This is a genomic window from Sorangium sp. So ce281 (assembly GCF_051527395.1).
Lineage (GTDB): Bacteria > Myxococcota_A > Polyangia > Polyangiales > Polyangiaceae > Sorangium > Sorangium cellulosum_B.
In genome coordinates this window covers 3357501-3380062 of sequence record NZ_CP150322.1, presented here as the reverse complement: position 1 = coordinate 3380062, position 22562 = coordinate 3357501, and the positions used below count along the sequence as shown (strand labels likewise).

The window sequence follows — 22562 nt, the reverse complement described above, 5'->3', positions numbered from 1 at the left end:
GTGGGGGAATTCGCCCACCGCCACCGAGCGCAGCGCGCGGGCTCCCTCGAGGGCCGTGTGCCCGCCGGGCCGCCCGCCGCCAGAGACCCCGGCCCTCGTCGCCTCAGACGCGGAGCACGGCGCTGCCCCACGTGAGGCCGCCGCCGAGCGCGCACAGCAACACGTGATTTCCGGGCAGGATCCGGCCATCGCGGAGCGCCGCGTCGAGCGCCATGGCGACCGAGCCCGCGCAAGTCCCGGCCGCGCTGGCGCCGTCGACCGCGCCAAGGACGCGCTCGGGCGAGCACCCGAGGCGCTCGGCGAGGAGGGCGACGAGGTGCGGGTCGGCGTGGTGCGGGATCACCCAGTCGACGTCCGCGGGCGCAAGCCCGGCGGCCGCGACCGTCGAGAGGGCGTGGGCCCCGAGGTGCTCCTCCGCGGCCTGCCGCAGCTCGGGCTGCTTCACGCGCAGGTAGTGCCGCCGGTCGGCGAGCCGCTCCACGGTGAGCGGCTCCGCGGAACCTCCGCCGGGCACCTGGAGCACATCGGCCCTCTTCCCGTCGGCGCGCAAGCCGACGCTCAGGATCCCCCGACCGTCGCCGGTCGCCGGCCCGACCACCACCGCGCCGGCGCCGTCGCCGAACAGCTGGGCCGAGGCCCTGTCCCGCGGATCCAGGCGGCGGGAGAGCAGGTCCGCGCCGATGACGAGCACGTGCTTCATGGTCCCCGCCGTCACGAACTGGTTCGCCACCGACAGCCCGTAGAGGAAGCCCGTCAGCGACGCGGAGAGGTCGAACGACGGGATGTGCTCGGCGCCGAGCTTCTGCTGCACGTGCACCGCGGTCGCCGGCATCGGCGCGTCGCCGCTCGAGGTGGCGAGGATGATCATCTCGAGATCGCGCGGCCCGACCCCGGCCGCCTCGAGGGCCGCCTTCGCCGCCCGCGCCGCCAGGTCGCTCGTCCGCTCGCCGGGCGCGACGCGGCGCCGCTCGTCGCCAGGGTCGCCCGCCGCGCCGTCCGCCGGCGGCGCACCCGCCTGCGCCTCGCTCGTCGGGACGGCGAGCGGCAGGGAGCGGCCTGTGCCGAGGATGCGCGCGCGTGGATTTCTGGCATCGAACGTCATCGCGGCCGCAGCCTACATCAAGGGCTGCTCGTTGGGACGGGCGATCGTGCCCTGCCGCTCGGTCCACGGAATGCTTGAGTCGCGGACGCGCTCCGGTACATAAAGCGCCTCGATGGCTACGAGCTCCGAAGACAGAGACCGCCCCGACACGGACGAAGCGCCTCCCGGCGAAACCGACGCGCAGGACACCCGCAGCGACGAGGACGGCGATGGCCGCGCCGACGCCGCGGCGCCCGCCAGAGCCTCGCGTCCTGCAAAGCAGGCTGGCGCAGCGCGGCGCCCGGCCGGCAAGAAGCCCGGCGCGCGGCCTCGCGCCGCCGCCCAACCGCAGGGCGGCTCGCTCGGCAAGAGCATGATCCTGTTCCTCATCATCATCGGCGGCCTCGCCGCGGCCTTCGCCTATTTCGGGCGTGAGCCTGCGGCCGGCACGTCCGGCCCCAAGTGGAAACCCGGGGACAAGTCCCAGGTCGAGGTCACCCTCGTGTCCACCGACATCAAGGATCTCGCCTGCTGGTCGGCCGAGGAGATCAGCGGCCGGCACTGCGCGTTCGAGTCGCCCACCAAGGGTTGGTCCAAGGGGGATGCGGACGACAAAAAGCTGCTCCGTCCTTACACGACCACGGACCGCGTCCAGTTCCTCGCCGCCGGCCTCTGGAGCGAGCCCGCGCTCACCTCAGGCAAGCTGCCGTCCGCACGGTTCGCGGTGAAGTGCACCTACACCGTCGAAGGCAGGATGAAGCGGCCCGGCATCCGTTGGTCCAGCGAGGGCGCATGGCTCGACAGGACCGATGACTGGTACACGGGGCTCCTGTCGGACTGCAAGCTCATCACCCCCTGATGTCGCAGGCGCCGCTGCGTTCATCGTCGTGACGCGCGTGAAGCGGCGTACGACGCAGCGCGTACAACCGGCGCTGCGCCGTGTGCCATGCCCCCCTCGTGTCGCCGCGCCCCTCCGTGGTAGTGTGATTTTGGCTTGGAGGTGCTCATGCCCTGTCATCGGGTGATCGCGTTGCTGTTGTGGGCCGCATTGTTCGCCGTCGCTGGATGTGAAGCTGACCCGGGCACCGTGAACGTTCTGCCGATCTACGTCACCGCATCGAGCTCCTCCAGCGGGGGCGCGGGCGGAGAAGGCGGAGCGACCTCCACCGTCGCGACGACGAGCACGGGGGGCGAGGGCGGCATGGGCGGCGAGGGCGGCACCATGTGCACGTGCGAGCCCGGGCTCTCGTGCTGTGGATCGGAGTGCGTCGACCTGGCCGGCGATCCGCGCAATTGCGGGTCGTGCGGCACGACCTGCACCGAGACTCAGGTCTGCATCCAGGGCGAGTGCGCGGATGCGTGCGCCCCCGGCTTCGGCTGCGAAGAAGGCCTCTGCTGCGGCGTGCGATGCTGCGACGCCGGCGAGATCTGCTGCGACTACGGCGACAGCGCCGGCGCGCCCGACCTTCACTGTCAGGCGACGGTGAACGGCACCTGCCCCCTCGCCTGCAGCGGCTGCGAGAACTGACGGACGTCGATAGCGGCGCGCGGCGCACCAGGCGGCGCCGCGCGCCGGCGCATTGCGCGCGCCGCGCCTCGTGCTCACGGCAGGCAGCGCGTCGCGCGCAGCGCGCCGCGCACGCCACGTCGGCTCACGCCTTCTCGAAGATCTTGCCCGGGTACTTTCGCTCGAAGTGCCCGACCACGCCCCGGCCGATCGCCTCGATCGTGAGCCCTGCGATGCCCATCTTGATGGCCGGCCCGATCAGCGGGACGAAGCCGACCGCCCGGGTGGCCAGGAATTTCAGGCCTTGCCCGAGGATCGCGAAGCTCCCGCCGGCGGCGGTCGTCACCACGGATCCCATGTTCTCGCCGTAGATCTCGCCGACCATCGCCATCATGTGCGTCTCGATCGCGACGAGCCCGGCGGAGGTCGAGATCGGGAGCGGAAGCGCGGCGAACGCCGCCCCGCCGATCGCGTAGCGGTGAACCCAGCGGAGAGCTTCATCCCTGCACATCGTCATGTCCCGAGGTTGCCGCAAGTCGCGCCGTCCGTCCATCGAGCACCGCGCTGACGGCGCCGATGCGTCGATGGCCCGGCCACGCCCGGGTCTTCTGTGCGCTGCCTTCCCGTGCCGCGGGAACCGCGCGTGCATGGCCCTCGCTCGGCTCGACCTCCGCGATCGCGCCGGAGGGCGGCGCCCGAGGCAAAGCGACCCCGCGAGGGGATGTTGGACCGTCGGAACCCGTGGCGATCCGGGCTCCAGGGAGGTTACCCATGACAGCTCGACGCCCGCTCTTCAGCCTGCCCCTGCTCTGCGCCTGCGCCGCCTTCGCGGCGTGCGGCGCGGAGCCACGCCCCGCCTCGCCCGGAGCGGAGCCGCCGACCGGCCCTGCGCCTGCGGAGGCGCCCGACGCCGAGCGCGTCCCTCTGTTCGAGGACATCGGCGCTCTCCATCACCCCGTGACGACGTCATCGCAGCTCGCGCAACGCTATTTCGATCAGGGGTTGCGGCTCGTCTACGCGTTCAACCACGACGAGGCGCGGAAGGCATTCCGGGAGGCCGCCCGCCTCGATCCGGGCCTCGCCATGGCCCGCTGGGGCATCGCGCTCACGCTCGGCCCCAACATCAACCAGCCGGCCGACGCGGCGCGGGAGCGGGCCGCCCTCGAGGCCGTGGAGGAGGCGCGCGCGCTCGCCGCGTCCGCCAGCGAGCGCGAGCGCGCGTACATCGACGCGCTCGCGGAGCGCCACGCTTCAACGCCGGGCCGCGACCGCGCGGACCTCGACCGCGCCTACGCGAGCGCGATGCGCGAGCTCGCCCGTCGCTTCCCCGACGACCTCGACGCGGGTGTCCTCTTCGCCGAGGCGCTCATGGATCTGCGCCCGTGGGATCTCTGGACGAAGGACGGCCGGCCGCAGCCCGGGACCGAGGAGATCATCGCCACGCTGGAGGGCGTCCTCCGGCGAGATCCCGAGCACCTCGGCGCGAATCACTACTATATCCACGCGGTCGAAGCGTCGCGCGCGCCGGAGCGGGCGTTGCCGAGCGCCGAGCGGCTCGGCGGTCTGGCCCCTGGCGCTGGGCACCTCGTTCACATGCCGTCGCACATCTTCGTGCGCGTCGGTCGCTACGCGGACGCCTCTGACGCGAACGAGCAGGCGGCGCTGGTCGATCGCCGGTACATCCGCGAGCGGCGGCCGGAGGGCATCTATCCGATGATGTACTTCCCGCACAACCTCCATTTCCTCTCGGTCTCGGCGAGCATGGAGGGGCGCAGCGCCGTCGCCGTGCGCGCCGCGCGAGAGCTGGCCGCGGCGGTGCCCGACCACAACGTCCGACACATGCCGATGCTCGAGATGTTCCGCCCTGCGCTGCTGTTCGCGCTCGTCCGGTTCGGACGGTGGGACGACGTCCTCGCGGAGCCGGCGCCGCCGCCCGGGCTGCGGTACACGGCGGGGATCTGGCGCTATGCGCGCGGCCGCGCGCTCGCCGCGACGGGGCGCCATGACGATGCCGCGCGCGAGGCGGCGGTGCTCCGGGCGATGGCGTCCGAGAGCCGGGAGGACGCGACGATCGGCAGGAACCGCGCGAAGGACCTGCTCGAGATCGCCTCCCTCGTGCTCGAGGGCCAGATCGCGTCGGAGCGCGGCGACACCGGCGCCGCTGCTCGCATGCTCGAGGACGCCGCGCGCATCGAGGACGAGCTGCGCTATTTCGAGCCGCCGGACTGGCCCGAGCCGGTCCGGCACACGCTCGGCGCGGTGCTCCTCACGGCGGGCCGCGCGCGCGACGCGGAGGCGACGTACCGGGAGGACCTGCGCCAAAACCCGCAGAATGGCTGGTCGCTGTGCGGGCTCGAGCGCAGCCTCCGCGCACAGGGCAGGGAAGAGGAAGCGGACGCCGCACACGCGCGCTTCAAGCGCGCCTGGGCGCGAGCCGACGTGCGGCTGTCCGGGTCACGCCCGTGAATGTCCGGTCTCGAGCGGCCGGAGACGGCGAGAGAGGCGCGCATTGCCGGCGTGCGCATCGGACCATCTGCTAGGTTGGTGGGGTGTTGCGCGCAAAGCTTGGACACTCGGCGCCCTGGTGTCTTTTTTCTCTCGCTTCCAGCCTGTGCGCGGTCTCGCTCTTCGGCTGCGAGAGCACCGACATGCCGCCGTATACCCACCTCCCCGGGGAAGGCGGCGGCGACTCGGGGTGTGCGCCGGGGCAGATCAGCGGCGCCAGCGGATGTATGCAGGTGGGCATTCGGGGCTGCGCCGACGCCTTCATCGACGAGGACGGCTTCTGCCGCCCCGCGCTCGCGAAGTGCTCGCCCGGGACGATCCCGAAGCACGACGAGGGCTGCATCGACGTCGGGATCCCCGGCTGTGCGGCGGAGTTCGTGGAGGGCGGCGCCTGCCATCCCACCATGGCCAGGTGCCCGGAGGGGACATTCGCGGTCCCGCAGAAGGGCTGTGTTTCCATCGACGGCCCGGACGGCTGCGGCTCGGCGCCGTGGGGCGAGATCGTCGAGACGCCCGGCGATCTCCACGTCGATCCTGGCTACGAGGGCGGAGACGGCGACGGGTCGCGGGAGAGGCCGTTCACGACGCTGGCGGAGGCGCTGGGGGGCGTTCAGGCGGACGGGCGCGTCGTCCTGGCCGAGGGCGAGTACGACGAGCCGATCGAGATCGCGAAGCCCATCGAGATCGTCGGGCGGTGCGCCTCGCGGGTGGTGCTCCGGGGCGAGAAGAGCGATCCCGACGGCAACGTCAGCGCGGTCTGGATCCACGACGTCGACCGCGCTGGCGTGCGCGGCGTGACCCTGCTCAGCCCGTCGATCGGGGTGCTGATCCAGTCAGCGGCGGTCTCGGTGCGCGACATCCGGGTGACGGGCGAGAGCGGCAATGGTCTCGTGGTCGCGCTCCCTGGCGCGAGCCTCGATTTGTCGCGCAGCCTCGTCCAGTCGTCGTGGGCGGACGATGGAACGGGCGAGGGCTGGACCAGCGTGCTCGTCGTCTCCGGGGCCGAGGCGCGGCTCACCGAGAACGCGCTGATCGGCGGCACGGTCAGCCTGCGCATCAGCTCCGAGGCGGCCGAGGTGGTCGCGGAGGGCAACCTGCTGGAGGCCACGGCGCTGCCGTCGGCGACGGGCGACGGCGTCGGCGTGCACCTCGAGGACGGCACGCTCCGGCTCGACGCGAACGCGCTCGTCCACCATCACCTGGGCGCGCTGGTGACGGGCGCCGGCGCGGAGCTCGTGGCGGCGCGCAACCTCATCGCCGCCCCGGCGGACGCGGCGCCCGAAGCCGGCGGCCTCGCCGTGGAGCAGGGCGCGCGCGCGTCGCTCGCCTCCAGCGTCCTGTCGGGGGCGTGCGACGCGCTGCTCGCCGTCGCGGACGCCGGCACGGAGGTCGAGGCATCCGGCAACCTCTTCGATGGCGCGGCCGCCCCGGAGAGCGGTCACCTCGGCGTCGCCGTCGAGCAGCGCGGCGGAGCGCTCTCGCTCTCGTCGAGCCTCGTGCGCCAGGCCGGCGACGCTGGGCTGTTCGTCTGGGGCGGGACGCTCTCGGCGAGCGGCGTGGTCATCGAGGGCACGCGCGCGAGCCCGCTGCACCGGGACAGCGCCGCCGGCGTGCTCGTGCAGGGTGGCCGCGCCGCGCTTGCGTCGACGTATGTCCTGGAGCCCCACGTCGCGGGCGTGTCCGCGTCCCGGGGCGCGACCCTCGAGATCGCGGACAGCCTCATCGAGCGCTCGCTGCCGGAGGAGCGCGACGGCACGGGAGGCGTCGGCCTGCTGAGCGCCGGGGCGGCGCAGGTCCTCGTGCAGAGGTCGGCCGTGCTGGAGAGCCGCGTGGCGGGCCTGCTGCTGGCGTCGCCGAGCACGGTGGAGGACACGGTCATCCTCGGGGTCGAGGGCGGCACGTTCTCGGCCCTGGGCTCCGGTGGGCAGACGGAATCGGTGCCGGACCTGGGCGACGGCCTCGTGGTCCTGGGCTCGACGGCGCAGGTGAGCTCGGTGCAGGTGCAGCGCTGCGCGCGCGCCGGTTTGCTGTTCAGCGACAGCCACGGCGCGCTCGCGAGCTCGGAGTCCACCGGCAACCGGTTTGGCCTCGTCGTGCAGGGCGCGCAGGCGCCGTCGGTGTCGGAGGACAACAGCTTCGAGGGCAACCAGGAGAGCGATCAGCTCGCCGAAGGCGCGCTCCCCGTCCCGAGCAGCGCCACGCCCGCCCCGTGACGATCGCTCGCCGAACGGCGCGGCCCCGCCCGGCCCGGAAACAGCGCTGAGCTCATGGCATTGCTCCACGAGCACGATCACCTTCACGTGATCCACGGCCATACGCACCGAGCGCACGACGCGCCGGTGCGCTCAGGCGCGCCGCCTCGCATCTTCTGCGCTCAGGCGCTCGTGGACGGACCTTCACCGCTACGCCTCTACCGTGTGCGTTGCGGGCGCCTCCTGTCCGAGCGAGCGCGCGTTCGGAGCGGCGCGTCGGCGTTCGCGCTGGCGTAGAATCTCTCACACGCACTGCAGCGCGCGTTCCCCTCATCGCGCTCTTTTCGCCCAAGACGTGGCTCGTATAGAGTCCTCGTTCGATCATGAAATTCACGCACTTACTCAGGGGTACGATCACCGTCGTTGCTCTCTCGACGTTCGCGGCCCAGCTGGGCTGCGGCGGCGCCGCGCCCACGTCCGTGGCGCCGGTGATGGTCGACGCCGAGCCTGTCGAGACGTCGGGCCCGAAGATGAGCTCGGGTTCCGAGATCGGCGGCATGAACGAGGAGAAGGTGCAAGCGGCGTTCGAGCGCGCGTCGTCTCGGCTCTCGCGCTGCTACCAGAAAGGCGTCCAGCGGATCCCCTATCTCGGGGGCGAGATCCGCTTCAAGGTCCGGGTGACCGAGGAGGGCACGGCGCGCTGGGCGTTCGTGAAGGACTCCAACCTGGGCGATCGCGAGACCGAGGCGTGCATGCTGAGCGTCCTGAAGGCGACGAGGTGGCCGAAGCCGGTCGGCGGAGAGGGCCTGGCGGAGAACAGCTTCACCTTCGAGCCGAGCAGCGACGAGCGCCTGCCCGTGCCCTGGACGCCCGACCAGCTCGGGACGCCGTACAAGAAGGCGAGGCCGGCGCTCGCGTCGTGCCGGAGCCAGGCGGGCGCCAGCCAGATCAAGGCCACGCTCTACATCGACACCAACGGCAAGCCGCTCAGCGTGGGCGTGTCCAGCAACGACGAACGGGGCGAGGAGGCGGCCGAGTGTGTCGCCGGCGCGCTGCGCGAGATCACCTTCCCCTCTCCTGGCAGCTATGCATCGAAGGTGAGCGTCGACATCGAGTGACGTGACGCCGCGCACCGCCCGCAGCGATCGCCCGCACGCCGGGCTGGCCGCTGGCGGAGGTGTCCGACAGGCGTGCCGCTGCGCCCCGCCCTGTCCGGCGCGGCGAGGGTCGCAGGGCTCGTCCATTGGCCGCGAAATCTACCGCCCTTGCTGGCAGCGCGCGCCGCGGGACTGCGCTACGCTCACGTCGTGGGCAAGGTCCTCCGGCAGATCCTGGTGCTCTTGTGGAAGGTGGCTCGCCTCGTCCTGTGGAAGTGGCTGAAGCCGCGCCTCATGAGGTTCGCGATGATCACGGCGGCGCTCGTCGGGGTCATCCTGCTCGTGGTGGCCGTGCTCGGCAGGCTCTAGCGGCGAGCGCGGCTCCCCGGCTGGCAGCCGGCGGCGCGGCTGTCGTTCGCTTGTCCGCGGCCGCATCCGGCAACTAGTCTCTCCTGCTTGCATGGCTAGCTCACCGCCTTCCTTCCTCCTCGCGGCCCTGACGTGCGCGATCGCGTCGGGGGGCGCCGCGGCTTGCTCCGAAGAGAGCCCCGCCGAGCCGGCGCCTGCCTCGCTCGAGGCGGACGACCTGCGGACGCCCGCCGAAGCGGACGCGCCGCGCGTGTCCTCGGGAGCGATCGCGCCGCGCGCCGCGGTCGTCGAGGCGGCGCACGTCACGAAGGCCCCGGCCCAGGCGGAGGCCGACGCGCCGCCTGCGGCGAGCGCGGCGGCAACGACGCCGCCCGCCAGCGCGGCGGCGGAAGGCGCGCGCATCTACTCCAAGGCGCGGTTTGCGTGGATCAACCCTGGCCCTTACCCGACGCGGGGCTGGAGCGGCTACCTGGGGCTCGGCGGCTCCGTCGCGCTGCGCGGCGGCAGCGTCGAGGCCGCGCGGACGCCGGGCGAAGGGTGCAACGCGTGGTACGCCATCGAGCCGCGGGGCTACGTCTGCGCCGGCGCCAGCGCCGCGGTCGACCCGAACGACCCGGTCGTGGCCGCGCTGCGGCCGCACGCGCCCAGGGTCGACTCGCCGTGGCCCTATGACTACGCGGAGTCGACCGGCGCGCCTCGCTACCCGCAGGTCCCGAGCGCGAAGGAGCAGCGGCGCTCCGAGTGGGACCTCGAGGAGCACCTCGCGAACATCGCGAAGGCGCGCGCCGCCGAGGGCGCCGGCGACGAAGCCATCCGCGAGATCGACGAGGCCCTCGTGGGCGTCGACCTGAAGCCCGCGGGGGTCGCCGCTCCGGCGCTGTTTCCTTTCGGCGGCCTCGTGCGCGAGGGGCGCGACCGGATCGTGAACGGCTCGACGGTGGCGTTCACCCGCGCGTTCGACGCGCAGGATCGGACCTGGGTGGTGACCTCGGACCAGGCGTACATGCCGAAGGATCGCCTGAAGCCCTACCCGCGCTCGAGCTTCCAGGGCGTCTGGCTGAAGGACGGGCGTTCGCTCCCGCTCGCGTTCTTCCGCAAGACCGATCGGCCGAAGTACCAGCGGGGCGCCGGCGGCCGCTTCGAGCCGACCGGCGCGTCGTTCGCGCGGCTCGCCTCGGTCGGGCTCACCGGTCGCGCCGAGGTCGAGGACGGCGAGCGGCTCCTCGAGACGCAGGAGCCGGGGGTCTACGTGCGCGCGGACGACGCCGTCGTGATCGAGGCGGCGAAGAGGTCGCCGCTCGAGGGCGACGGCGATCCGTCGTCGCCGCGCAAGTGGATCGAGGTGAGCGTGCTCGGCGGCTGGTTCGTCGCCTACGAAGAGCTCACCCCGGTCTTCGCGACGCTCATCTCACCGGGGCGCGGCGGCGTCCCGAGGCAGGGCATCCCCGCCATCGAGACCGCGGCGACGCCGACCGGGCGCTTCCGCATCGACGGGAAGTTCGTGACGGCGACGATGGTCTCGAGCACGAACGACAGGATCGTCCACTCCGAGGTGCAGTTCGTGCAGAACTTCAGCGGGCCTCACGCGCTGCACGGCGCGTACTGGCACGACGCCTGGGGCGAGCCGAAGAGCGGCGGCTGCGTCAACCTCTCCCCCATCGACGCGAAGCAGATGTTCGCCTGGACCGACCCGCCGGTGCCGGAGGGATGGCACGGCCTGCGGGCCTCCCGCGACGCCGGCCGCTCCACGGTGGTCCTCATTCACCGCTGATCACGCGCGCGATCCGGCCCACGAGCCGCAGCGCGGCTTCCGCGAACACGTCCGGATCGAGCAGCAGGCCGACCACGAGGAAGCCGTCGCGCGGCATATCGAAGAAGTAACCGGGGTGGACGATGATCCCCTCGTCGCGCACGAGGAGCTCGACCCAGCCGTCCTCGTCGTGCACGCGCGGGACCTCCAGCGTCGCGTACCAGCCGCCGTCGATCGGGAGCCGCCGGATCGCGCCCCCGGCGCGCGCGGCGATCGCCGCGTCGAGCGCGGCCAGGTTGGCCTGCACGCGCGACAGGATCGCGCGCTGGACGGGCGCCCGCGAGGCGAGGATCTCCGGCAGCGCGAGCTGCACCGGGGTGCCGACCGAGAGGTAGGTGTCCGCGATGACCTCGAGCCGCTCCAGCGCCGCCGCGGCGAGCTCCGGCGGCCCCGAGACCGCGATCCAGCCGAGCTTGAGCTGCGGCAGCGCCATCACCTTGGAGAGCCCGCTCAGCACGAAGGTCAGCGCCTGCCGCGCGCCGGCGAAGCTCGGCAAGCGGTCCGGGGGGAGGTCTCCGTGGGCGTAATCCCCGAAGACCTCGTCGACGATCAGCGCCAGCCCGCGCTCCCTGGCGCACGCCTCGAGCGCGGCCGCGTCGTCGCGGCGCACGAACGAGCCGGTCGGGTTGTTCGGATGGACGAGCACCACCGCGCGCGTCCGCTCGCCGGCCGCGCGCTCGAGCGCGCCGAGGTCGATGCGCCATCCTTCCTCCCTGAGGAGCGGGTAGGGCGTGAGCGCGACGTCCTCGAGGCAGGCAAGGTACTCGAGGAGCGGGTACGACGGCACGGGGACGAGCACGTCGTCGCCGCGCTCGGCGAGCAGCTTGAGCAGCCAGCCGTACGCTTCGCTGGTGCTGGCCGTCAGCACGACGCTCGACGGATCCACGTCGAGCCCGCGCTCCTGGTAGTAGCGCGACACCGCGGCGCGCGCCGCCGGATCGCCGAGCGGCAGCGGCGCGTACCGCTCGCCGCGCGGCTCGCCGAGCGGCGCGATGAGGTGAGCCGTCTCGACGATCCCGCAGCGCGTCGGGTTCGACTCGGTGAAATCGACGAGCGCGCGCCCCGCCCCGCGCGCCTCGGCGAGCACGGACGCGAGGCTGTTGCCCGAGAGATCCCAGCCTGTGCGCGCCGCGAACCGCGGCGGCCGGGGCGCGCGCGCGTGTCCCGCGTCCGCGTCTGCCGCGGGAGGTCGATCCAGGATCACCCGTCTCTCCATGCGTCCATGCTCCATCGCCGCCGTGCTCTACCCCGCCCCGCCGGTCGGCCACCGTGACACGGACGGCGCCGGACGGCAGCCGCGCGCGCACCCGGGCGACGCAAGGGCGCGCGGGCAGCGGGGGTGCTCAGCCGCGGCGCCGCCGGCGCGCCGCGGACGCCGCCACGAGGACGCTCGCGAGGCCCCAGGCGGCGCGGCTCGACGGCGGCGCGCGGTCCGGACCAGCCGCGGCCCAGGTGCACGCGCCGCTGGTCGCCTCGAGCTCTCCGTTCGCCATCCAGACGTCGCTCCCGACCGGGAGCTCGCGCGCGCCGAGCGAGGCGCCGTCGTAGAGCACGTCGACGGCCAGCGTCGCCCCTCCGGAGCCGCGCGGCGCGGCGACCGCGAACTGCCATAGCCCGCGGCGCACCTCCCGGAGCGGCGTGTGCATCACCCCGCCGCGGGCGGCGACCGTGAGCTTCCCATCGACGCCCCTCACCGGGGCGCCGTCAGGGCGTCGCAGCTCGATCGTCCCCCAGACCGGCCACGACGGGTCGGGCCTCGCGTAGGTGCTCGACAGCACGTACCAGCTCTTGTCGAGCGCCGGCTCGTTCCCGCCGGTCTCGGCGGCCTCGAGCGCGAGGCGCGCGCCTTCGAGATCGAGCACGCCGGGACCGAGCTGCGCGTCGAGCGGCACGGCGCCCCTCGGATACCGCGCGCCTGCCTGGAGCGCCTCCGTGACCTCCGCCTGGCTCAGGTTCGGGTTGACCTGGAAGAGGAGCGCGATCGCCCCTGCGACCTGCGGCGCCGCCATGGACGACCCAGACGCGATCGCGTGGTAGTCGTCGACGACGAAGCACGGCTCGTCGCCGGGGCACCCGGGCGTATCGAACAGCCCTCCGGGATCGTCGCGCGGGTCGACGCCGCTGGCCATGGCGGCCGCGACCAGGCCGCCGGGCGCGCTGATCTCCGGCTTGGCCACGCCGAACGGCGTGGGGCCAGCCGCGCTGAAGTAGCAGGCGCTGTCCTCTTCGATGTCCACGCCGTCGAGGCTCGTGAGGCGCACGCTCGTGGAGCTCCCCTGCGGCTGCCAGCGGACGCGGTTGATGGTGCACCCCACGGCGAGCAGCCCAGGGTGGCTCGCGGGCACGTTGATCGTCCCTTGCTTGATGGCGCGCGGGAACAGGAGCCCGAGATCGTGCGACGGCGAGACGTCGCCGAGCCCCGTCACCCAGAGCTGCGCGTCCCCTTGGCCTCGCAGGCGGATCGCGAACTCGCCCGCCTTCCACGCCCCGCTGAAGGCCACGACGGCGCTGTTCGTCGCCGCGGTGATGGGCGACTTCCCGTTCGCGAGCCGGTTGATGACCGCGCCGGTCGTCTCGCCGTCGTCGCCGGTGTAGCCGGCGTCATCTCCGGGCTCGATCAGGCCGATCCACGCCTCGCCGCCTGGCCCGTCGAGGCCGACCGACACATCGTCCCCGGGCCGGAAGGTGATCCAGACGTATCCTTCGCCGCGCTCGGCGCTCGGCGTGCGGATGGGCACGCGCGTCTCGGCGTACGCCGACACGTGGGCCTCGGTGTGGATCCCGAGCGGCCCTTCGCCGTCGATCTCGTACGTCGCGCCGCTGTTGCCGGCGGCGACGACGATCGCCCGCCCCGGATGAGCGCTGCCGACCATCGCGGCGAGCCCCGCCTCGAGCGGGCTCGTCCCGTCGTGGGGCCCGAAATCGCTCCCGACGCTCAGGTTGACGACCGCCGGCATGTTCAGCTCGTCGGCGCGGTCGAAGATGAACTGCACCGCCTTGAGGATGTCCGGATCGTCGAAGCCCTCGCCGGGCCGCGCGGGCGCGGCGATGATCAGCGTCGCGGCGGGCGCCACCCCGACGTACCGCGGCCGCTCCGAGACCATCGGCCCGCCGTTGCCTGCCGCGATGGATGCCACGTGCGTGCCGTGCCCCGCGATATCGCGGAGGATGCCGGGCTTGCTCTGCGCAAGCATGGCGTCGATGTCGGCGTCGGAGAAGATCGCGCACGCCGACTGATCCGGATCGTCGCACCCGTACGTGTGCTCGAGCGCCGCGTGCAGCCCCTTCGGCCTTCCGGCCTGCAGCATCCATCGGATCCGTGTCTTGCCGTCCTTGTCTCGAAAATCCGGGTGGGTCACGTCGAGGCCGGTATCGACGACGCCGACGACGACCCCCTTGCCGTCCGCGCCGGTGGCCTTCCTGTAAGGCTCGACGCGGATCCACCCCTTGGACCGATCCAGCAGGGGCCGCCGCGGTGGTCCTGTGAGCAGCCTGAGCTCCGGGTGCGCGGCGGAGAAGGCGCCGACGTCGCCGGGCGCGAGCCGGATGGTCCCGAAGCCCGGCGCGACCTGGAGCAGCCCGAGCGCTCGCGCGTCGGCGCCGGCGGGCAGCGGCACCATCATGGGGATGCGCCCGCGCGGATCGGCGAGCGGGTGCCGACCCAGGCGCGAGCCGAGCAGGCGCGCCACCGCCGGGGCCGGGACGTCGGCGCGCGCCTCACCCGCCGCGAGAGCGAGGCCGAGCAGCGCGATGGAGAGCGGAAACCTGCGGGCGAGCACGCCGCGAGTCTACACCACGTCCTCGCGCGGCCGAGGTCACGAAGGGCGCCGCCCTCGCCGCGCGCTCTCCGGAGCGCGCCGCGGGCCGCTTCACACCGGCGGCACGAGGTGCTTCTTTCGCGGCCTCTCCTCGATCTTGCCGGCGTACCGCTCGAAGCGGCGCGCCACCTCGCGGCGGAGGTTCGCCGTCGGGATGATCGCGTCGATCACGAGCTCGCTCGCGAGCTTCTCCAGATCGACGTCGGCCCTGTACTCCTCGCGCAGCTTCTGGACGAGCGCCTCGCGCTCGGGCCCCGCCGGGATCGCCTGGATCTTGTTGAAGTAGACGGCGTTCACCGCGGCGCTCGGCCCCATCACCGCGATCGAGGCCGAGGGCAAGGCGATGCACTCGTCGGGCGCGAACGCCGGCCCGCACATCGCGTAGAGGCCGGCGCCGTACGCCTTGCGCACGACGACGGACAGCTTCGGCACGCTCGCCTCGCTCACCGCGGCGATCATCTTCGCCCCGGCCCGGATGATCCCCTGCCTCTCGACGACGGTCCCGATCATGAAGCCGGGCACGTCGGCGAGGTAGAGGAGCGGGATGTTGAAGGCGTCGCACAGCCAGATGAACCGCGCCGCCTTGTCGGCCGAGTCGACGAACAGCACGCCGCCCTTGTATTTCGGCTGGTTCGCGACGATGCCGACCGCGCGTCCCTCCACGCGCGCGAGCCCCGTGACGATCTCCCGGGCGTAGAGCTTCTTGATCTCGACGAAGCTGCCCTCGTCGATGATCGCGTCGATCACGGCCATGATGTCGAACGGCTTGTTCTCGTCGGCGGGGATCACGTCCTCGAGCGGCCGCTGCCCTGGCTTCTCCGGCCTCGGCGCGACGCGGGGCGCGGTCTCGGCGGAGCTCTGCGGCATCAGCGCGAGGTAGCGCTTCGCGAAGGCGATCGCCTCCTCCTCGGTCTTCACCAGGACGTCGCCGCACCCGGAGACCGAGCAGTGCATGCGCGCTCCGCCGAGCTCTTCGAGCGTGACCTTCTCGCCGATCACCATCTCCGCCATGCGCGGAGAGCCCAGGTACATGCTCGCGTTGCTCTCGACCATGCACACGACGTCGCAGAACGCCGGGATGTAGGCGCCCCCCGCCGCCGACGGGCCGAACAGCAGGCAGATCTGCGGCACGAGGCCGCTCAGCTCGACCTGGTTGTAGAAGATCCGGCCCGCGCCGCGCCGCCCGGGGAACATCTCGATCTGGTCGGTGATGCGCGCCCCCGCGGAGTCGACGAGGTAGAGCAGCGGGCACCGGAGGCGCCGCGCGGTCTCCTGCACGCGCAGGATCTTCTCGACGGTGCGGCGCCCCCACGAGCCGGCCTTCACCGTCGAGTCGTTCGCCATCACGCACACGGGGCGCCCGCCCACCGTCCCGGTGCCCGTGATGACGCCGTCGGCCGGCAGCTCGGGATCCAGCGCGTTGGCGAGCGCCGCGTCCTCGATGAAGCTGCCTTCGTCGACGAGCAGCGCGACGCGTTGCCGCGCGAACAGCTTGCCCTGTTCCGCGTTCTTGTCGTGGTACTTCTGCGCGCCTCCCTTCTCGATGCGCGCCGTGAGATCCCGCAGCTTCTGATCGAGCGACATGGCGCGACCCATAGCCCTAAGCGCGCCGGGCGACCACCTCCCGCGCCGCCGATTCGAGCTCCCGCGCCGTCCGGGCGACCAGCACCTTCGTCGACGCGGCGGCGTAGCGCGGCATCGCGCTGTCTCCCGTCCCCCAGGCGCCCGGCCCCTCGGGACACAGCCACAGGAGCGCCCGCGCCCGGTCACGGAGCCTCCTCACGACCTCCGCCTCGTCCGCGAAGTAGTTCGTGCGCCCGTCGCCCAGGATCACGAGGGTCACCCGCCGGTCCACGTCACGCCCGTGTCGCTCCTCGAAGGCCAGCAGGGCGCGCCCGTAATTCGAGTTGTGCGCCCTGCTCACCACCGCGCCGCGCTGGATCCGATCGAGCGCCGAGCTCGCCGGCAGCGCCTCGAAGAGCTCGGTCGTCTCGGCGAGCTCGCTCACGAAGACGAACGATCGCGTCCGGTCGAAGAGCTCCTGCGCCGCGCAGACGAACTCGAGCATGAACCGCGCGGCGACGCGGACCGAGTCCGACACGTCGCACAGGATCATCAGGCGCGGCTTGTCGCGCCGCCGCGCTCGACGCGCCGGCTGGAACGGCACGCCGCCGGTCTGGAGGCTGCGCCTCAGCGTCCGGTGGGGATCGATCCTCCCGCGCCGCGCGCGGCGCCTCCGGAGCCGCTCCGCGCCCCGGAGCCGCACGGACAGCTCCTTCACGGCGCGGCGCACCTCCTCCATCTCGCCCTCGCCGAGCGAGGCGAACGGCACATCCATGCGGCCCTGGGCAGCTGGCTCTTCGCCCTCGAAGCGCCGGAGCGACAGCGTCACGTGCTCGCGCACGCGGCGCCGCATCCGCTCCAGCTCGGCGGCGAGCGCCTCCGCCAGGGCCCTCCCCCGCTCCTCGCCGAGGGCCTCCTCGAGCGCGCTCCGGATCCGCCGCAGCGCGCTGGCGGCGGCCGGCACCCCGAGCTGATCCATCACCCGCTGCGCGAAGAACCCGACCTGGAGCGAGCTCGTCATCGGCGCGAGCACGCGCGCGATCCCGGCCGCCTGGAGCGCTCGGTCGAGCTCCCCTGCGGTCCCCGCGAGCGCCTGGAATGCGATCGCGTCGCCCGAGGCGCCGCTCCGCTCCGCCGCCGCGCTCAGCAGATCGCGCAGGGCGGAGAGCTCTCCATCCGAGAACCCTCGCTCCCGCAGGCGCCCCCACAGATCGCCGACGTGCGCGCCCGCGGGGGAGAAGAAGCGATCGAAGCAGGCGCGGTACCGGCCGAGATCGGCGGCGCGCTCGACGATCACCGCGCCGATGGCGTCGCGCAGCGTCCCTCGGTCGCCGAACCCGACGAGGGCGCACGCGCGCGCGACATCGATGGCCTGCGCCGTCGAGACGGCGAAGCCGTCGCGGCGCAGCGCCCAGAGGAACTCGTCGATGGAGAGGAGCATGGAGAGCGTACCGGTCCAGCCGGCGCGGCCCCGCGGCGGCTACGGCGCCGGCGCGGGCTCCGCGAGCAGCGCCTTGAGGAGCTTCTCGACCTCGGCGTGCCGGGTCGGGTCGTACCCGACCACCACGTCCCGGATGACGCCCTTCTTGTCGATCACGAACATCGTGGGGAGCGCCTTGACGCCGTAGGCCGCGGAGGTCGACTCCGACGCGTCCGCCGCGACCGCGTAGCGCATCGAGAGGGCCTGCGCTGTCTTCGTCGCGACGCTCACGTCGTCGGTCGTCACGCCCACGACCCGCAGCCCCTGCGCGGCGTACGCCGCGTGCCACGCCGAGAGCTGCGGGGCCATCAAGCGGCACGGCGCGCACCAGGTCGCCCAGAAATCGAGCAGCACCACGTTTCCGCGCAAGGTCCCGATGTTCGCCGGGACGGTCCCTCCGACGGTGGTGAGCGACCTCCAGGCTGGCGCGAACGTGCCGATCTTGTCGAGGCGAAGGATCTGATCGTGCCCGGGGAACGGCACCAGCGTCGGCGCGACGTCTCGCTCTCGTCCGCCGCGCCGGATCCGGAGGTTCACCACGTTCCCAGGCCCCGCGAGCGCGACACGCGCGACGAGCTGCTTTGGCTCGTCGAGCTGGACGCCGTCCGCCGCGATGACCTGATCTCCGTCCACGATGCCCGCCTTGGCCGCCGGCGAGCTGGTGACGACGTGCTTCGCGACCACCCCCCCGGCCGCCCCTGGCTCCAGCTCCACGCCCAGCCAGGCGCGGCGGGACGCCCCCTCGGCGGCTGCGTGCGGGGCGCCTCCCAGCAGCGCAGCGCCCGACAGCGACACCAGCGTGGCGGCCGAGAGGGCGCGCCATGCGCGGCCTCGCCTGGAAGAGGCCAGGTACATCCGGGCAGTGTAGCATCTCGACCGGTGCGGTCCCGAACCCACCTCTCTGCGTGGTGCGCGCTCGCTGCAGCGTCGCTCGCCTCGATGACGCTCTCGACGGAGGCGCGGGTCCGCTCCGGGTGGCCCCCCCTGCCGCTGGGCTGTGCGCCGCCCCCGCCGTCCCCGTCCCCCGCTCACGTCGCGGGGACCACGGAGTGGATCGGACGCGGCTCCAGCTCCATCCCCGAGGCGCGCGCGCCGGCCCCGGCCCCCGCTGCACCGCCGGCCGCGGCGCCCTCGGCGTGGGAGCTCGCCGGGCAGCTCGCGAGCTTCCAGCCCGTCACGGGTCGAGCTCGCTCCCAGCACTTCACCGGCGAGATGGAGGCGCAGGTGAGGGTCAACGCGGCGGCTGCGCCCTACCCGCAGCTCGGGCCGGATCGCGTTCTCCCCTCCGGCGCGGCCGTCGTCGAGTTCCACTACCGGGCGGGCGCATCGGAGCCGGACACGCTCCTGGCCATGGTGAAGCGACCGGCTGGCTATGACCCCGACGGCGGCAACTGGGAGTACCTCGTCCTCACGCCCCAGGGCACCTCCACCCACCGCGGCGCTCTGCCCCTCTGCAAACGCTGTCATGCCGACGCCCCGCACGACCACCTCTTCGGCGGCCCCCGGTAGGCGCTCGCGTGGCCCGCGACAGCGCGACGCGTCACAGCGTCCGTTGGCCGGGCTCTTGGTCCGCAAAGATTGCGAAACCTGGCATGGCACGCGACACCGCTGCCCGAGCGCTCGTCGGACACGGATCCACGACAGCCGAAGAAACCGCGGCGAAACGTGAGTATTCCGCTGGACGTACGCGCGCGCGAGGACGCGCCGAGGAGGAGGCCGCGAGATGGCACAGAGGCTGCTCCAGGCGGAATTGACCGTGTTCTGCGCTGTGGGCTGCAGCGTGTCTCGGTCCTCCTCCCCTCGTGACGGGCCTCACTAGCTTGTGCTTGGTCGTTCAGCGGGCGCCATCCCGCCTCTCCATGGCGCCGCTGCTGCTTGGCTTACAGCTTTTTCCCGTTTCGTCAGCTTGGCCTGCTCATCTCGTGGTGCGCTTCTAGCTTCGCTTGCCCTTCGAGAGCGTGTGAAAGCGCGCGGCCATTCCGTGACGGAGTCGCCGCGCGCCCTGTTTTTGTCCTGCGCTTGTTGCCCGCCGCCGGCTTCGGGTGCGTCACGCGCATGGCCCGCCCGCTCGCCTGCTGCGCCCCGCGGCGGCTCAACTTCGCGGATTGGGATCAGCCTTTGCGGGCGAGAAGGCTCGGCCATTCGGGGAACTCGCCACGGCGCGAGACGTGAGGGCGACGAAGGAACGACCTCGGCCGCGAACGCCGCGCATCCGAGCAGACGCTCTCAGGCCTCGATCACTTTTCCTTTGACAGCTCGCTCAGGGGCGTATAAACGCCGGCACTCACTTCGCGCAACCGAGCGCGACGCGGGAGTGCGGTGGCGTAGCCACGTCTTGCACTTGTTTTCACCAGAGCGCCCATAGCTCAGCTGGATAGAGCATCGGCCTACGAAGCCGGGGGTCGGAAGTTCGAATCTTCCTGGGCGCGCCTGATCGGTCGTGTAAAAGGTCCTGAGCCTCTGATGGATGTCATGGATGACGGAGCGGATTTGCTCCTCTCCCCTGTGGCACAGCCGGAGGAACCAGCGAGCGTCGACGCGCTGTGGATGCGCGAGGCGCTCGCGGAGGCCGAGGCTGCGGCAGGTGCCGGTGACGTCCCCGTGGGGGCGCTCATCGTCGACGCGGCGGGGACGGAGCTGGCGCGCGGTCGAAACCGTCGCGAGATCGACCAGGATCCGACCGGTCACGCCGAGGTGGACGCGCTGCGGGCGGCGGCCAGGCGGCTTGGTCATTGGCGGCTCGAAGGGGCGACGGTCTACGCGACGCTGGAGCCGTGTCCCATGTGCGCCGGCGCGCTCGTCAATGCCAGGATCGCGCGGCTCGTCTACGGCTGCCCGGACCCGAAGGCGGGCGCGGTCGACACGCTCTTCGCGATCGGGCGCGACAACCGGCTCAACCATCGCTTCGCGGTCACGTCGGGCGTGCTCGCAGACGAGTGCGCCGGCGTGCTCCGCGCGTTCTTCGCGAAGCTCCGGACCGCCGCGTCGAAGCGCTGACGGCCCGGCCCGCGCGGGCGGGCGTCAAGGCGCCGCCCAGGCGCCCCCCTCGTCCTCTCCCGATCTGTCCTCGCCGGCCTCACCGCCGTCCTCGGACGGCTGACGGGGCGCCAGATGAGGCGCAGGGGAGCCTCGCACCACGACCTCCTGGAGCCCCTTCTCCAGCTCCTCGTCGGAGATCCGGTGGCGCCTGTGCGCGATCTGCATGAGCTTGCGCAGGTACCCGCTCCACGCAGCGGTGACCTCGCCGTTCGCATCGAAGTGCTGCACGCGCGGGTTTGGGAGGATCGAGGCGATGTACAGCGCCTGTCCGAGCGAGAGCTGCGCCGCCGACGCATTGAAGTAGTGCCGCGCGGCGGCGCCGATGCCGTAGACCAGCGGCCCGAACTCCACCGCGTTCAGGTAGAGCTCCATGATCTGCTCCTTGGTGAGCTCCTGCTCGAGGTACATGGTGAGCAAGGTTTCCTGGAGCTTGCGCGCCACGCTCTTGGTCCGCTCGAGGTAGAGGTTCTTGGCGAGCTGCATGCTGACGGTGCTCGCCCCCCGCACGAACCTCCTCTTCCGGAGGTTCTCGCGGATCGAGTTCTTGATGGCTTCCCCGTCGAACCCGTGGTGCCGATGGAAGGCACCGTCCTCCGTGGTCAGCACGGCGACCTCCATGAACCGGGAGATGTCCTCGTAGGGGACCCAATCGGCGGTCCCTGGCCCGGACTCGATGTCGACGCGCTTGCCGCCGGGCCCGTAAACCAGGCGCCGGAACGCGCGCTTGAAGCGATCGACGCCGAGCTCCGGCGGCATCTCCGTCACGCGGCATGTATTGGAGATGTCCCAGTCAAGCAAAAAATTTCGGTCGAGGTTCGCGGTATCGAACCGGAGCTTCCCTTCGATCCCGAACGAGCCGGCGAGCCTCATTCCGTGGAGCTTCGCCACGATCCCTTTGGGCGCCGAATCCAGCATCGACTGGCAAGCCGTGAGGGGCACCTCGAAGGTGCCACGGACCCGGTGTGAGTCCCCGGCGCGCTCGTACTCGCCGCGCGCGATCAGCCTCAGCGCACCGAGGTCGACCTCGGCGTCCTCGGCGACGAGCTTGGACCCGTCGAGCTTGCCGTTCGCCTTCGCTCGCCACGCCAGGTCGAGGCCTGCGATGGGCTCGTCTGCCAGGGCCGCGCTCCGCAGGGAGAGGTTTTTCAGCCTTCCTTCGCCATCGACGCCGAGCGTCTGGCCGTCGGCCGAAAGGACGACCCGCGCGCGGCTGACGATCGACGTCCGCGCCACATCGAACAGGCCCATGTCCCCTTCACGGACGCCGAGGGTGGAGAGCCAGATGGGTCCGCCCTGCACGTCGGCGACGATCTCTTGCGGGGTCTCCTTCGCGTCGCTGAGCGGCACGCGAAGGCGAAAGGTGAGCGCTTGCTGGGCGTCGGCGCTGGCGGCCGCGATCGCGGCCTCTCCAGGCGAGAGCTCCACCACGAGCGAGCCTGCCTCACGCCGCACGGCGAGGTGCCCCGGTCCCAGGTTGAGGTGATCGGCGTCGCGCCGGAGGCGCGCGGTGACACCTGCGACGTCGACCTTGGCGTCCTTGCCGAGCGCCAGATCGATGCCCTGCGCCGCCCGCAGGAGGGCTTCTCGAACTGCAGCCCCTCGATTCCGCCCCGCATCGGCCCCGTTGCCGCGCTCGGCCGTACTCGTCAGCTGTGCCGGATGGGTGCGCCCGCTCTGCTCGGGTACGACCTGAGGTTCAGGAGTCACCTCCGGGAGCGCCACGTTCGCGTCGATGGAGTCGGCCGAGAGCTCGCTCACCTGGTACCGTCCCTGCTCCCGGGCAAGCACCAGCCGGCCGTGCCGGACCGAGAAGGCCGCCCGTCCCAGGGACAGGATCGCTTCGCGCGCCGCGATGGCTGTCCGCCCTCCCGAGCGCGACAGGTGCACGTTGTCGGCCGACAGGCTCTCCGCGGGCGAGTCGGCCCGATCGGTCCAGACGAGCCGCAAGCCCTCCAGCTCGGTGCTACCGCCCCCCTCGCTCGCCGCGGTGCCGGCACGTCCTGCCGGCTGCCCCCCCCGCCAGGTCTCCAGCTCGTGGAGGATGGCCTCGCGTGGGCCGACGGCGGAGACCGTCCCCCCGCGCATCGTCACGCGCCGTCCC

General features: G+C 72.5%; 17 protein-coding genes and 1 tRNA gene (1 of these 18 only partly in view). 10 read left to right on the top strand and 8 right to left on the bottom strand.

What is annotated here, in order from left to right:
- Positions 1-103 precede the first annotated feature (103 nt).
- Positions 104-1102, bottom strand: coding sequence for a beta-ketoacyl-ACP synthase 3 (locus tag WMF27_RS12960; protein WP_437768564.1), 999 nt, complete (start codon positions 1100-1102; stop codon positions 104-106).
- A gap of 112 nt (positions 1103-1214) precedes the next feature.
- Between WMF27_RS12960 and WMF27_RS12955 the strand changes: the two genes are divergently transcribed.
- Complete coding sequence (locus tag WMF27_RS12955) at positions 1215-1940, top strand: hypothetical protein (protein ID WP_437768565.1); 726 nt, start codon at positions 1215-1217, stop codon at positions 1938-1940.
- Positions 1941-2168: 228 nt separating this feature from the next.
- Positions 2169-2609: a hypothetical protein gene (locus WMF27_RS12950; protein ID WP_437768566.1), complete on the top strand. Its 441-nt coding sequence runs from the start codon at positions 2169-2171 to the stop codon at positions 2607-2609.
- Positions 2610-2733: 124 nt separating this feature from the next.
- Here the strand turns inward: WMF27_RS12950 and WMF27_RS12945 are convergent, their stop codons facing one another.
- On the bottom strand, positions 2734-3099 hold the full coding sequence (locus WMF27_RS12945) for a hypothetical protein (RefSeq protein WP_437768567.1): 366 nt from the start codon (positions 3097-3099) through the stop codon (positions 2734-2736).
- A gap of 260 nt (positions 3100-3359) precedes the next feature.
- Between WMF27_RS12945 and WMF27_RS12940 the strand changes: the two genes are divergently transcribed.
- The 5 genes from WMF27_RS12940 (at position 3360) to WMF27_RS12920 (ending at position 10522) form a co-directional block, all read left to right on the top strand.
- Positions 3360-5054, top strand: a complete 1695-nt coding sequence (locus WMF27_RS12940; RefSeq protein ID WP_437768568.1) for a hypothetical protein — start codon at positions 3360-3362, stop codon at positions 5052-5054.
- A gap of 182 nt (positions 5055-5236) precedes the next feature.
- Complete coding sequence (locus WMF27_RS12935) at positions 5237-7306, top strand: DUF1565 domain-containing protein (protein ID WP_437768569.1); 2070 nt, start codon at positions 5237-5239, stop codon at positions 7304-7306.
- A 362-nt stretch (positions 7307-7668) separates the two neighbouring features.
- Complete coding sequence (locus WMF27_RS12930) at positions 7669-8403, top strand: AgmX/PglI C-terminal domain-containing protein (protein WP_437768570.1); 735 nt, start codon at positions 7669-7671, stop codon at positions 8401-8403.
- A gap of 189 nt (positions 8404-8592) precedes the next feature.
- Positions 8593-8751 carry a hypothetical protein gene (locus WMF27_RS12925; RefSeq protein WP_157906653.1) on the top strand — a complete coding sequence of 53 codons (159 nt, stop codon included), beginning with the start codon at positions 8593-8595 and terminating at the stop codon, positions 8749-8751.
- Positions 8752-8842: 91 nt separating this feature from the next.
- Entirely contained in the window at positions 8843-10522 is a 1680-nt protein-coding gene (locus WMF27_RS12920) for a L,D-transpeptidase (RefSeq protein WP_437768571.1), read from the top strand.
- Here WMF27_RS12920 and WMF27_RS12915 read toward each other — a convergent pair.
- The 5 genes from WMF27_RS12915 to WMF27_RS12895 all read right to left on the bottom strand — a co-directional run bounded on the left by WMF27_RS12915 (position 10509) and on the right by WMF27_RS12895 (position 18277).
- Entirely contained in the window at positions 10509-11777 is a 1269-nt protein-coding gene (locus tag WMF27_RS12915) for a pyridoxal phosphate-dependent aminotransferase (protein ID WP_437768572.1), read from the bottom strand. The two genes, WMF27_RS12920 and WMF27_RS12915, sit on opposite strands and share 14 nt — an antisense overlap.
- A gap of 127 nt (positions 11778-11904) precedes the next feature.
- Positions 11905-14340, bottom strand: a complete 2436-nt coding sequence (locus WMF27_RS12910; RefSeq protein WP_437768573.1) for a S8 family serine peptidase — start codon at positions 14338-14340, stop codon at positions 11905-11907.
- Positions 14341-14430: 90 nt separating this feature from the next.
- A complete protein-coding gene (locus WMF27_RS12905) occupies positions 14431-15963 on the bottom strand; it encodes an acyl-CoA carboxylase subunit beta (protein WP_437768574.1) in 1533 nt (510 codons plus the stop codon).
- 16 nt (positions 15964-15979) lie between these two features.
- Positions 15980-17383 carry a VWA domain-containing protein gene (locus tag WMF27_RS12900; protein WP_437768575.1) on the bottom strand — a complete coding sequence of 468 codons (1404 nt, stop codon included), beginning with the start codon at positions 17381-17383 and terminating at the stop codon, positions 15980-15982.
- A 39-nt stretch (positions 17384-17422) separates the two neighbouring features.
- Positions 17423-18277: a redoxin domain-containing protein gene (locus WMF27_RS12895; protein WP_437768576.1), complete on the bottom strand. Its 855-nt coding sequence runs from the start codon at positions 18275-18277 to the stop codon at positions 17423-17425.
- A 24-nt stretch (positions 18278-18301) separates the two neighbouring features.
- Here WMF27_RS12895 and WMF27_RS12890 point away from each other — a divergent pair, with 24 nt between their 5' ends.
- The 3 genes from WMF27_RS12890 (at position 18302) to WMF27_RS12880 (ending at position 20419) form a co-directional block, all read left to right on the top strand.
- Entirely contained in the window at positions 18302-18931 is a 630-nt protein-coding gene (locus WMF27_RS12890) for a hypothetical protein (protein WP_437768577.1), read from the top strand.
- Between the two features lie 846 nt (positions 18932-19777).
- Positions 19778-19851 (top strand) — tRNA-Arg (locus WMF27_RS12885).
- A 34-nt stretch (positions 19852-19885) separates the two neighbouring features.
- Positions 19886-20419 carry a nucleoside deaminase gene (locus tag WMF27_RS12880; protein WP_437944165.1) on the top strand — a complete coding sequence of 178 codons (534 nt, stop codon included), beginning with the start codon at positions 19886-19888 and terminating at the stop codon, positions 20417-20419.
- Between the two features lie 24 nt (positions 20420-20443).
- Here the strand turns inward: WMF27_RS12880 and WMF27_RS12875 are convergent, their stop codons facing one another.
- On the bottom strand, positions 20444-22562 hold the 3' portion of the coding sequence (locus tag WMF27_RS12875) for a transglycosylase domain-containing protein (protein WP_437768579.1). 251 nt of this gene lie beyond the right edge of the window; 2119 of the gene's 2370 nt are visible here — the last part of the coding sequence; its start codon lies off the right edge, out of view; its stop codon occupies positions 20444-20446.